The 13,774-nt window shown below is 42.7% G+C and carries 7 protein-coding genes; 2 read left to right on the top strand and 5 right to left on the bottom strand.

Going from position 1 to position 13,774, the window contains the following annotated elements:
• Nucleotides 1-273: 273 nt before the first annotated feature.
• Nucleotides 274-1,674 (top strand): asparagine--tRNA ligase, encoded by a 1,401-nt coding sequence (gene asnS, locus A359_RS00885; protein ID WP_014887911.1) that lies wholly within the window; start codon nucleotides 274-276, stop codon nucleotides 1,672-1,674.
• 1,698 nt (nucleotides 1,675-3,372) lie between these two features.
• Nucleotides 3,373-3,567 (top strand): hypothetical protein, encoded by a 195-nt coding sequence (locus tag A359_RS00890; protein WP_014887912.1) that lies wholly within the window; start codon nucleotides 3,373-3,375, stop codon nucleotides 3,565-3,567.
• 638 nt (nucleotides 3,568-4,205) lie between these two features.
• Here the strand turns inward: A359_RS00890 and A359_RS00895 are convergent.
• The 5 genes from A359_RS00895 to ispD all read right to left on the bottom strand — a co-directional run bounded on the left by A359_RS00895 (nucleotide 4,206) and on the right by ispD (nucleotide 13,326).
• On the bottom strand, nucleotides 4,206-4,847 hold the full coding sequence (locus tag A359_RS00895; RefSeq protein WP_014887913.1) for an MBL fold metallo-hydrolase: 642 nt from the start codon (nucleotides 4,845-4,847) through the stop codon (nucleotides 4,206-4,208).
• A 2,262-nt stretch (nucleotides 4,848-7,109) separates the two neighbouring features.
• Complete coding sequence (folE, locus tag A359_RS00900) at nucleotides 7,110-7,775, bottom strand: GTP cyclohydrolase I FolE (RefSeq protein ID WP_014887914.1); 666 nt, start codon at nucleotides 7,773-7,775, stop codon at nucleotides 7,110-7,112.
• Between the two features lie 1,384 nt (nucleotides 7,776-9,159).
• Nucleotides 9,160-10,497 carry an anaerobic C4-dicarboxylate transporter gene (locus A359_RS00910; RefSeq protein ID WP_014887915.1) on the bottom strand — a complete coding sequence of 446 codons (1,338 nt, stop codon included), beginning with the start codon at nucleotides 10,495-10,497 and terminating at the stop codon, nucleotides 9,160-9,162.
• Between the two features lie 1,638 nt (nucleotides 10,498-12,135).
• Nucleotides 12,136-12,603 (bottom strand): 2-C-methyl-D-erythritol 2,4-cyclodiphosphate synthase, encoded by a 468-nt coding sequence (gene ispF / locus A359_RS00915; RefSeq protein ID WP_014887916.1) that lies wholly within the window; start codon nucleotides 12,601-12,603, stop codon nucleotides 12,136-12,138.
• Nucleotides 12,604-13,326, bottom strand: a complete 723-nt coding sequence (gene ispD, locus A359_RS00920; protein ID WP_014887917.1) for a 2-C-methyl-D-erythritol 4-phosphate cytidylyltransferase — start codon at nucleotides 13,324-13,326, stop codon at nucleotides 12,604-12,606.
• Nucleotides 13,327-13,774 lie beyond the last annotated feature (448 nt).

Consider the following 13,774-nt stretch of genomic DNA (forward strand, 5'->3'; position numbering starts at 1 on the left):
GGTCGTGCCATACCAGATTCTGCTCAAAAATACTGAGTATAGTCCCATATCAAACTAAAGTTTTTTACCTCCTTCTTTTATCAAGAAAATCTAAGAGGAACGCCTTGCATTCCTTTAACGCTTCACCCATCGACCCTTAAGCACTGCAAGCATTATCTCTTCCAAAAATATGTATTTTCCCTTATGGTGTGTTGCGGGATCAAAGTAATATGCTTTCCTTCCATTGCCGCAAGAGCGGTTTTTCTTTTTTTTAAATAAGTCAGAGAGCGTGGTATGAGCGTAGTGCCTGTGGTAGATGTACTAAAAGGGCGGATGCCGGCTAATAGTGAAGTCACTGTACAAGGTTGGGTGCGTACTCGTCGAGACTCCAAAGCTGGCATCTCTTTTCTTGCGGTCTATGACGGCTCTTGCTTCGATCCCTTACAGGTTGTTATTAACGATACGCTGCCTAATTATAATCAAGAGATTCTACGCCTGACTACAGGCTGTTCTGTATGGATAACTGGCCGGGTCGTAGAATCTTTAGGAAGTGGTCAACGTTACGAAATACAGGCTCAAATTGCTAAAGTCCTCGGCTGGGTCGAGGATCCAGATACCTATCCTATGGCCGCCAAGCGACATAGCCTGGAATATCTTCGAGAAGTTGCCCATCTTCGACCCCGTAGCAACTTGATTGGTGCCGTAACTAGAGTCCGTCACACCCTCGCGCAAGCTATTCATCGTTTTATGAATGAGCAGGGCTTTTTCTGGGTGTCAACGCCGTTAATTACCGCCTTTGATACCGAAGGCGTAGGCGAAATGTTTCGCGTTTCTACCCTAGATTTAGAGCATCTGCCACGCACGGCGGATGGCAAAATCAATTATCATGAAGACTTTTTTGGTCAAGAAACTTTCTTAACCGTTTCTGGCCAGTTGAACGCTGAAAGTTACGCTTGTGCTTTGTCAAAAATCTACACATTTGGCCCGACATTCCGAGCGGAAAATTCTAATACCAGCCGTCATCTCGCCGAATTTTGGATGGTTGAGCCGGAAGTTGCGCTTGCCACCTTAGATGATGCGGCTAGCCTAGCAGAAGCTATGTTGAAATATCTATTTCAAGCGGTATTAAACGAGCGGGATGACGATATGCGGTTTTTCGCTGAAAAGATTGACAAAAACGCAATACATCGTTTAAACGACTTTATTATTGCAGATTTCGCGAAAGTTGACTATACTGAAGCGGTAAACGTTCTGAGAACATGTGGAAAAAATTTTCAACATCCAGCTTCCTGGGGCCTTGATTTATCTTCGGAACATGAACGCTATTTATCAGACATACACTTCAAATCACCCGTAGTAGTAAAAAATTATCCTAAGGATATAAAGCCTTTTTACATGCGTATGAATGAGGATGGTAAAACGGTCGCGGCTATGGATATCCTAGCACCTGGTATCGGTGAAATCATTGGCGGATCGCAGCGTGAAGAGCGGTTGGGCAAACTGGATAAGCGCTTGGAAGAAATGCGTTTAGAAAAAGAAGATTACTGGTGGTATCGTGATTTGCGTCGCTATGGAACCGTTCCACATGCAGGGTTTGGATTAGGCTTGGAGAGATTAATAGTTTATGTTACAGGCATACAAAATGTTCGTGATGTGATACCCTTCCCGCGCAGTCCAGGTAATGCCGCTTTTTAATTTTTTGGCTTGATAGGTTTGATTGTATCAAGAAGGATTTCTCTAAGTCTTTTATAGAAGTGATATTCTGCTGCGCTTCGCACAGTTTGCAAAATTCATAATATGATGATCCGATGATGCTCTTTAAAATTAACAGCCATGACGCCCCACCGAAACATCAGCGTCATGCAGGCTGTGAGATTACCGGTAAGATTTTTAACCACAACTATAGCAGTCTCAGCCAATAAAATCGGTAGTAATTTACTTTCTTTTTTATAGGCATTCTTGTTCTTTCTAAGAACCTGATTTTCGTAAATTTTTTACGATAAAAATATGCAGTGCACGAATACCAAAGGCTGCCTCTAAGGGGGTCATATACTTTATAGTTTTTACCAACCAAGCATCATCATGCTATCTTTTATTATAATTACCATAAGCCGACACTGATGGACCGCTTTTTAAATGAATCAGCTTTATCAAATACAGAAGAGGCTCTATTTAAGAGAAAATGCTGTATAATAAACTGCCATGAAGCACATTTCATTTATTGTTCTATCCATTACTGTATTTTACCTAACCCCATGTTAATGTTCTTGAGACCATTTTCTAGTTTTAACTTTCTCTTTCAGAAACGATGTTCAGGCTAGTACTATAAAGGACTTCAGAAATACCGGCACCCTGTCTTGATGTTTTTGCACTAACAGCTAATCTCTTTTCTCGCGTGATGAGAGAAAATAGTGCGCTGATCTTAACGATCGGTGGCTGCATGAGTTTAAAAATAGAGTTAGTGGATCCTGATCCAACCCTAAAGAAAAAGTTAAATATCTATATGCATCTTGCAGATCGTCTGATAGCCTATTCTGAGCCGCTTCGAAGGATAGACTATTTATCATTGCCTGAACGATACACGAGTTAGCCGAAACCCAGATATCAATAACCTTTTTATCGTGTTTACCAGCAGTCACTAGACCCGATAGACAAGCACTACAGCGCATGTGATACCATCGTAGTTATCTCTGTCTTTCCGGATGGCACATATAAACCGCACTTATCCTGCTTAATGTTCAGATTGCCCCGCTGCTTGCAGACTATGTTCTCAGTATACGAGCTGGTAGCTAACACTAGAGCTGTCCTATAAAGGCGAGATTATGCACACGAATACATTGAGGCGAGAGAATGATTTCCAACACTTTAGAGCCCTTGACTCAAACCAAAATCTCGGTTAGTTAATGCTATTTAAAATAAACGATTCGTGTACGCAATGACATTACTTCTAAGCTCTTTCATCGGTTCATACCTTTCTATGTTCGTCATTTTTAATATATCGACACAGCAGTGCCATTTTTACCCTTTCTGAACAATCTAAGAAAGTAAAGATAAAACCCTACTTGCATTCCCTTGAATAACATGCAACGTACTATTGAAAAATAAGCAATGCTATTACTAGTTTAGTAGGCTTTTTGCAGACCATGCCCTTTTGACTTTTTTCTTCTGTTTGAAAGATATTCTGGTCACTGCAACAGATCTAATTCACAGGCAGAGGGGTCTCTTTCTCTATGATCAGAGCTTAAGTATAATCAATTTTAGTATTCGCATTGATAGGGATAACACCGGCAATACGCTACTGCTAAGCAGTGTAAATCAGAAAACGCGCTATTTCTGGAGAATGAATCTGATAAAAACTATTAGCATATTAACTATAGTAGAGGTTTATGAGGTATGCAGATTACGATTTTTTATACTAGTCAGTACGTACACGCCCTAACCCCGGCCGGAAAAAATGTGCAGCATATATCCGCAGATTTTTTTTCGCATACTAGGGGCGTACGTACGTCCGAGCAGCGGTTGCTTCAAGTAGGGCGCTCCCGCTGCTCTAACCGCCAGGTGCTCGCTACTTCTCTTCGACTGCATTGATTAGGGTTTTGAGCTTGGCCTAGAGGAGGGTGTGGCAGGATTACACATTTTTTTGAAAAGAATCAGACGCTCTTGGTTTAACATTGCCGTATCAAGGTATTGCGTATAATACAATTGTCAGCTCCTTCATTATACGCAATACCCCATAGGGTAATTACTGATTATGCCGTCTGCTACTTAAAAGCCATAATGCACTCCAAGCGATCCAGGAAGACGATGCCATCGTTGACACAATAGCAAGGACAAAATCCTATGCTTCTGGTTGGGAGAAAGAGTTGAGTTATATGAGATAATAAATCTAGCGTATGCGAAAATTGTTTGTCTATAGGCTTCTAATAGAGCGCCACGTTCTGCAGCACTGCAGCTTTTTTAGATGACACCAGGGAATGGTCTGCTTTAGCTAATTCAATCAGGAACGGGTACTAAACCTATTTTGCTAATCAAGGATTGATGTAATTAATGCGTGCTAAATCCAAGTGCCTTGGATAAGGCTAAATAACAGGGCGCCGTTGCGCGAAGCTCTTTTAGCAATGCTGTAACTGCTAGCTAATTTATCTCAGAACAGGAATTCCTCTAGCAATATTATGAAAGAAATAATCTGATGCCTCTGCATGTTACAGCGTGAGAAGCATCAAGAACTAAGTCGATAACGCCTGCAAACAAGGATTATTGCGGCGCTCGTGACCCAAAAATGACATGGGTCCGTGGCCCGGCAGAAAAGCAATCTCATCCGACAACGGCATCAACTTATTCTGAATAGAATGAATTAGTGTCGCTTTATCACCGCCCGGCAGGTCAGTACGGCCAATCATGCCATGAAATAACACATCCCCCATGAGAATAAACTTCGCTGCTTTATTCCAGAACACTACATGTCCTGGAGAATGGCCTGGGCAATGTAGTACGCTGAACGATAACTGTCCGAGGGTAAGTGTGACACCCCTTTTTAGCCAATAATCAGGCATGAAGGACGGAATGCATTTTACGCCAAACATTTGACACTGTGCTGGTAAGCTCGTCAGAAGCGGTGCATCTGCTCGATGCGGACCGAGGATCGGAACGTGATAAAAAAGCGCCAGCTCCCTGGCGGCACCAACATGATCTAGATGAGCGTGAGTTAGCCATATTTTCTTTACCATCACGCCCTGCGCCGCCACTTCTTGACGCACTCGTTCCGCTTCACCGCCAGGATCGACTAAGGCAGCTTCACCGGTCTGCTTGCACCAAATCAAAGAACAATTCTGGCTGAAAGCTGTTACTGGAATAATGTGATATTTCACGTTGTATCCTATATAATATTTTACCCCCATTGTACACTGAAAAAGCTTTCCTATTGATGAGAATTTTATCGTATAACTAGGTTTTAGGGTCGAGAAATGTTAAGAATAGAAAAATTGTCATCTACAGTACTTCCTATACGTCACGTTATGAGCGATTTTTAGCGGACCTTCCCTTAATAGCACAATATGGGCTTTTCACAATCCATGATATCAGCGCTTTACGTCCATAGGATTGCTTTTTATTTAAAAGTGCATGATAGTTCTATGTACCCTGGTAAGCGAACATTAACCATCCTAAATTTCTGCATTTCAAGGCTACTCTTTAGAGACTATGTGACTCTAATAAGCTGAGGTTTGATTGTCAGAGCTGTAATTAACAAAAAATCACGGAAAAATAATTTTATCAATTGAGTTACATTTGACAGTCGTTCTCAAATTCTAATTTGAAAACGCAGTATTTCTGACTAGTCAAGATGCGAGTAGAGCTGATTATGATGCGAAGCGCACAGTATTACACATCCCTGTAGTCCGCTGACACTCTTTCAATTTTACACTATTTTCTCACCTCCCTGCCCGTAATAGTCATAACCACTTGAAGCACCAACTAAAAGATTTTTAACTGAATGGAATACCGTAATTTCAGCTAGTAAAGCGCCGGTGAGAATATCATATCCATTCCTAGGTATGATGTACCGTTGGTAAGATACCAATGTGTGACTGCGTTTGGCTTGTTCACTAAATATTCATTTCTGTTATTGCAGTGCAGTAATTAGTCCCTATAAGGTAAAATGAACATTTTGTAAACTAAAGCACTTTTTATCATGATAATCTCAGATAACTATCTTCATTTAAAAAATAGCATCTATAGCAGAAGGAGTGATTAAAAGCGTTCCCTCACTGACGTCGGGAAAAATTTTAAATCATATTTATTGATTCTCAGAGTATATAATAAAAAAGCTAATCTTGTCTACATTGCAAGAGCAACCTGTTTTTGGTTAGAGCATAATGGCAATACTCTGCTACTTAGAGAGTAGAGAGAGCACTACGCTGATGATAATGCAATTCCTATTGAACCTTTCCTTCAAGAGCTTTGTAGCGTAACCTAAAGTCATGTGTTGAAATTTCAAGATTCACCATCAGCATCCTTAAACTATTCTTTTCTTGGTACGAGGTACAACCGATTGCTATCAGAATCACGCCCTTAAGATTTAGTCAAATTATGCATTGAGTCATTGAGAGAACCGTACTTAAAGTCTTGCATGAGAAGAAAAAAGTAACGCATCTGCTGTCGATAGATTAACAGTACCCATAACCTGTTGCTCTCCGTCAGGGGGAGGAAAGAAGAGTGCACGAATCTTTGCCAATGTATTGTATCGTAGAAACACTCATGCGCAGCCTCTACAAGATTTGATAACGTAAGTCTAAAAACAACCGGTTTAGCGGAATCGTAAAAAGCAGTTATGCTATACATTCTATAGGCATTAAGCGTTGTTAAAGAAGATTATTAAGTGCATGATCGTATCAATGAGAATTCATAATATTATGTAGCCGAGTACTACATACTATGCGCATAAGAACACAGATACAACTCAAGATCTCTGAATAGTAGTCATGTTCTCCAGCAGGCTAGTAGGTAATTCTAGACATGCATTGACTCGTGCGCAAGCATCTTCTTAGTTTAAAGCCTGCATTAGGTATTAATCTGAGTTTATTTTATTACAATCAAAATTGTGGATCAGTTTAGTGACAGTAATTAATATACATCATTAGACTATATAGCGTTGATGCGGAATAAAAAATTAGGTATTTTTGGTATGCACGATTCATGCAATATGTTTATCATTCCCTAAATGGTGATTTGTTTATAACGTCTTTTGATATCTTGCGCTCTTACAAGAGGCAATCGGTTTAATAAATCGATAGAATATGGTATGTTAATAAGTAAATCTTCTTGCTAAAAAACCTGCCGCTCCTGACATGCTATCTTAACCCCCCCCCCCGAGCTCGCCAGCATTGCAATCGTTCACGACGTTGCTGCTTTTAGTAAATTTTGATCTCTCTCGATAAAATACGCTCACGATTCTCCATAAATATCATTATAGAAGAGCGGCTTGCGACTGCCCGCTTTCTAGCTTCTAAGAGCGACTGACGTTTACTGCTCTTGGGGTTAGCACTACCCAGTGGTCATGTTGTTCTCGCAGGAGATCTCCACCTTTCGAATATGCCATGTAATTTACACAATCTAATGTAGATAACAACTGATTAGCCCTTGTGACGAGTGGCCGCACGCAAAAATTCCTGGCGAATATTGTTACTAGATTTAAAGAGTCCGCCCAGCGATGTGGTAGTGGTTGTGCTGTCGCCATGGCGGATCCCTTGCGCTTTGACGCAATAGTGCACGGCATCAATGGAAACTGCCACGCTATTGATGCCAAGAAGCGTCTGTAGCGTGAGCAAAATCTGCTGCGTCAACCGCTCCTGCAATTGCGGTCGTTGGGAAAAAAATTGTACGATACGATTGATCTTCGACAGCCCGATCACAAAGTTTTTAGGAATATAAGATACTGTTGCTTTGCCATCGATCATCAAAAAGTGATGCTCGCAGGTGCTCGTTAAAGTAATGTCATGCACCGTAACCATTTCATCTACATTCATCTTGTTTTTGATAAATGTAATTTTAGGAAAATTAACATAATCCAGGCCGGCGAAAAGTTCTTCTACGTACATCTTGGCGATGCGATTAGGGGTTTTTGCCAGACTATCATCGGTCCAGTCAAGGTTGAGTAGCGTCATGATCGCTTGCATATGCTCTGCAATTAGACGTTTACGCACCGCCTTGTCTTGTACTTCTCCCCGAAGTGGAGTTTCGAGTCCACAAATCATCAGAGCCTCGCGGACTTGCAAGGCCTCTTTTGTCAGTATTACCATAGTTATTCTTCTCCAAAAAATAATTCATTACCACGGGTTTAACCGTAGAATGAACAACTCTCTAGTGGAGTAGAGAGGGATAATCCAGTGAACGTCTTTCATGATGCTTGTATGAAGAAAAATCACTTCTGCAATAGCTGAAGCTACGCTAATATTCTGGCAAAGGCCAGAATAGATCAGCTTTATTGCACACCGGGACGATTCTGCCGATTATTAGCTTAGGTCAATACATAGCTTACAATACATGGCCTTTAAGAAAAAAGTTTTTATTTACTCACTCAGTGACTTACAAGCAGGCTTTTAAAAAAAGCTGCTCTCTAACGGTGTTAATGTATAAGCAAGACGTTACTGAATAGCAAAACACTTCTCTTAGACATACAAGACGACACATGCTCCTCTCCAATGCTAATAACTATTACCACAGTAAATCATGATACAAGAAATGTTCAAAGCGTCCTCAGGAGGGTCTATGAGTGATCCATGGATTTATGTTTTACACTTCTCGAGCTATTGTTAATATGTTTGAATTCAGCTTTATTCAGCAGTTGAGACAAGACAGTTCACCTAAACATAAGAATGTTAAAATATCCTAAAATTGCCCATTGAGTCATTGGCGGAATCGGCCTTAAATTTTTTGGCGAACAAGAATGTCGGGTCAAAATTTTTGATAGCGATATAAAACGTAGAGGATGTCGTAAGCTGACGTATAGTAGTTAATCTTGGTAAGAGCATCTATTGCGATTTATTGCATAATCCTAAAATGAATACTTCGATGCTTAGCGGCTTTGGTAAAGTAGACCTACCAAATAAGAAACGAGTGGCATTAGCACATCTTGCTTTTGATGTGCTCTTGACTACAAAATCTTTTTTTAAAAAACTTGTCCCCGCACCTCAGCCGTGGTGCGCAATATTATCTGCTTTTCAGCAACTCATGAGAGTTACTGAAAAGTGATGCATCAGCATTGCAGGATTAGTATTATCCTCAGAAGTGCAGAAAGCTATCATAGGCTTTGGCTAACTAAATGGTTTTCTTGCGGTTCAAAAAACATCTAGATACTCATCTCAATCTACGCTCCATAGATAAGATTATAGATAAAGCGATACAGTGGTTTCAACACGCCGCACTAGCTATGACCCGCTAGCAACAGCAATAATTATTGGCATCGCCTGAAAAAAGATCCACTAACAGTCAACGACTCATGCCCTATAATTGAGTCAATGAGACCAACATTATATTGCAAGGTTTAATTTCTTTTCTAAACACTATTATAGTCTTATGCATTTCTCTGAAGGGATAGTTAAATGTAAGCTCTCCTTCAGCGCTTACCTATATCAAATCACCAGAAGCCTTACGATGTCTTTTTTCAATCGCTTACGACTGCCGCTACATTAGATCGTACAGGTGAGCAAGCAGCCAGCCCACACTGCAGGACACCCCAACACCAGTCAGTCCAACAGGTAGAAAGCTATGATTAATCACCCAGCGTCCGATACGCGTCGTTCCGGTGCGGTCTAACTCGACGGCCGCCAAATCACTAGGGTAAGTAGGTAAGATGTAATAACCATAACAAGCCGGGGCCGTTGCAGCAATCAGCGATGGCGGAACGCCAACCGCCAGGGCGATGGGCACTAAGGCCGCTAGGGCCGCCGCCTGGGAGTTAACGAATTGTGATAACAGCAATAGTACAAAGACATAGGCCCACGGATGGTGGTCGGAGACCACTCCAGCCAAAGCGTCCTCGATCTTCGTCAAGTGATGGCTGAAGAATGTATCGGCCATCCAGGCCACGCCATAGACGGCGACGATGGCTACCATACCAGAGCGGAATACGTCACTTTTGGCTATATCTGAGGGGGTGGTGTCGGTAAAAAGCAAAATGAACGCACCACCGCATAGCATGCACATCTGTATGATCATCGCCATCGATAGCGGCGTGCCTTCGGCGTTCGAGCGCAGATCAGGGAAAACCCCCAGCAGGGCTATCACCAAGATGAAAGTTATAAAAATCCCCATAGCCAGCCGGCTACTACGCGGCAGCTTAACACTTAAGAGTGTTGCTGCCGTGCCGTAAACGTAATCTTGATTAACTTTCTTATCTATAAAAGCAAGAAAGACGTCATCATCCGATAAATTCTTACCGCGAAAGCAGCTAAATAGCGCGATGGCCAAAATTCCGCACAATGTAGCGGGTATTGTTATCGAAAGTAGCGTGATAAAATCCACCGACACTCCACCGGAGGATGCTAGCATTGCTGATAGTGAGACAGTAGCAACAGAGACAGGGCTCGCAATGATACCCATTTGCGAGCCAACAGAGCTAGCTGCTAGAGGGCGCTCCGGGCGAATATTGTTTTTTATTGCTACATCGTAAATGATAGGGAGAAGAGTATAGACCATGTGCCCAGTGCCGCAGAGCATGGTTAGCAGGCAGGTAACCAACGGCGCGAGAAGTGAGATATATTTGGGATGTTGGCGAAGCAGTTTTTCCGCAAGTTGCAGCAAGACATTTAATCCACCGGAAGCCTGTAGAGTCGCTGAAGCTGCTACGACCGAGATGATAACTAATATCACATCTACCGGCGGTTGACCGGGCTGTAAGTTGAATGCCCCGACAAGCACTAGCATACCGCAACCGCCGGCGAGTCCTAAACCGATGCCGCCTTTTTGGGCACCAAATAACAGGCAACTGACAACAATAGTAAACTGAATAATAAATTCCATAGTTCCCTCGTTTTATTTTTACGCATCCATCACGCAGGCGTCTATCGCTATCATGGTAGCTTAAAGTAACTCACTCGCTACCCAGGATCGATGTTAGGCGTACGGACAGGGGTGTTGATTTTTTTATAAAGTAGGTACATGGCCTCAATCCTGAAGCGCTACAGGCGATTGTAGTGAATGGCCTCACACTCGGCAAAATGTTGGTCTATATCGATACTGTGATAGTTAACATGATACTATTAAGAATCACTAAACCGCCCTTGTTACATGCCAAGAGAGTATGCTGTCGATCAAGTGAACTCATTTATTGATAACACTTTGTTAAAAAAATAGCTTTTATGAAGATTGTCCGCTGGCAAGATATTGTTAGGTCTTGTGCACGACATTTAGCATAACTCCTAACAGAGTTGCAATCACCAAGGTGTACAGTGAGTAGATACAAACACTCATATCAACCCCGATAACCGCTTTACACCGGACAGCAATCATGCTCACCCATAAGGAAAAATAATAGCCTAGCATCTTTTTATAGATTGCATGACTACTAAGGATGTGGTAATTTCTAAGTGAATAATGAAGCGCATTACATCCAGGCAGTACACTGTACAGTTTTCCCCGTGGGAGGGGCGATGTCTATTGATCTCACTAGGCTATTATGATACGAACGTCTATCATTTGGCGTCAAACTACGCTTGCCAATTTTTTCATGACTTTTCGTTCTCAAGTCTAACAGAGACCGTGCCGCAGTAGTCATGCTATGCGATACATTGGTAAAGATAATTGTATATGCTACTCTACCACTATTAACCTGCTGCTTCCGACACACTTGATGTTTGTTGATACCCTATAGCCTAACGTTCTTTTCTGGACGACCAAAAACTTTTGGGTCAATGCTATGCATTGCCTCATGCATGAGCTCACTATATGTTAGGATTTTTATCCTGATCGTTACTTTCTTTACCTGGTGCTATAGTCTAGAATAGTTAAAGCATCTTATCAGCGGTTTGTAAGTTTAAAAATTCCGTCAACGTATACCCGTAGATCTCTGAGGGGGTATAGCCCCTCACCCATGACACCATCGGCAGCATGGTTATAGCCATTTCTGGGCAGAAACGTAGTAAGAACCGCCGTTTAAAATAGTTTTTCTATGTAACAATATCGCTATGATTGATCTCTTCTTTCAGAGAAAATAGTTACTTGAAAGCCTTTTTTAGTGGTCATGAAGTAAATTTAAAACATGTAGCTCACGATAAAAACCATTGATTGAAAAGGAGTTATGATTTTAGAAATTCCGAATATTATTCGCATTAGATAACCTGTTCCCTGCAAGCAGTACAAGCGTCAAACATGCTGCTATATTGAACTAAAACTCTTACATGCGGTAGCGAAAAATAGTCAGAGCATCGCATAGTATCTAAATCCTTCATGACATTGAGCGAACATTACTGATAAGCTGGTTTCAGCCAGTTTTACGAACATGCATCAGCACATTGCCCCTTCAGAATACCGCTAAAAAATAACTTGCTATCCCGGATCAACAGCCGAAGGCTAGGATTGAATGATGCTCATGACAGTAGGATTGTGTGAATTACCACTGAAATCGATACTAGTCTAGTGCAGAATGTCATTCTGGTCTGACTAGCAGAGCAGCACCAGCGCCTCGCAGGCGATACCTTCTCCGCGGCCAGTAAAACCGAGCCATTCAGTAGTCGTCGCTTTAACGTTGATTGCATCCATCTGGCAGCCCAGATCGTAGGCGATATGCAAGCGCATTTTCGGAATATGTGGTGCCATCTTCGGCGCTTGTGCTATAAGGGTGATATCTAAGTTGCCCACACGATATCCCTTAGCCACAATTCTTTTCCAGGCAATACGTAATAGCGCACGGCTGTCTGCCCCTTGATATACAGGATCAACATCAGAAAATAGTTTTCCGATATCACCGAGTCCAGCAGCCCCAAGAAGGGCGTCGGTCGCCGCGTGCAGTGCTACGTCACCATCCGAATGCGCTAGAAGACCTTGTCGATAAGGAATAGGAACACCACCGAGGATAATCGGGCCTACGCCCCCAAACTTGTGTACATCGAAACCGTGTCCGATACGCATTTATAATCTCTCCATATTAGCCCGTCGGGAATACAAGAAGCGGACTAGCGTCAAATCTTCTGGTCTTGTCACTTTGATGTTGTCTGCACGCCCAGGTACGAATAGCGGTGAGTGTCCGCAATACTCCAGCGCCGAAGCATCATCGGTCACTGGCACGCCTTCCGCGAGAGCACGCTCCAAGCAGTTTTGCAGCAGTTGGCGCGCGAATAATTGCGGTGTTAGCGCATGCCATAAATTATCACGTTCGACGGTGCTCGAGATAAGGTCTGTGCCAGGGCGGGCGCGTTTCATTGTGTCATGCACTGGAGATGCTAATATCCCGCCTACGTCGGTGTGTGCCGTAATCGCTAATAGGCGACACAAGTCATCTTTATGTAGGCAGGGACGTACGGCGTCATGCACTAACACCCAGGACTCTGAACGCACACAACGCAGTGCGGCCATGACTGAGTCAGCGCGCGACCCGCCGCCAGTAACTACGTGCACCCGCGGATCGGCAGCTACCGGTAATTGGTGATACCAGCAATCTACAGGGCTTATCGCCACAATTACCTCATGAATGCGGGGCTGGCTTAACAGAATGTCTATAGAATGCTCAAGCAGGGTCTTTTCGCCTATGGTTAGATATTGTTTAGGTAAGGTGGTCTTCATGCGGCTACCGATTCCGGCTGCTGGGAGTATAGCGATAACATCAAGGATAGCCCCTCCTCCTGATAAAGTCATGATTGCTTATCTTGCGGCACGAGCGCTTCAGGCTAGTGTTTGGCCTGCTTTTGGACCAGGCAAAAGAAAGTCTCACCCTCTTTTATTATGCTAAACTCGTTGCATGTTCGTTCTGCAATAGCTCTCTGACTACTGCTGCATAAAGCATGAGTTGCGCCGCAAAGCTGATCATTGCACATTTTGGATTCCGCGTTATTACCTTATAATAGTGCTCTATAGCTTGCGACACAGCGCAAATCTGTGCACCATTTTTTACACAACTATCATAAACGCTTTACGCAACCAAGCAATGCTAATAATATCATCCCCACCTGTCTTATCCTCCCCCTCCTGTGCATAAAGAGATAATCATTCTATAACTTTTAACGTGACTACAGGCGAGGCGGGACACACCAAGGGTAATTACTACATACGCGACGGTTTAGGGAAGCCTCATAAGCTTGAAGCT

The organism is secondary endosymbiont of Ctenarytaina eucalypti (assembly GCF_000287335.1).
GTDB lineage: Bacteria > Pseudomonadota > Gammaproteobacteria > Enterobacterales > Enterobacteriaceae.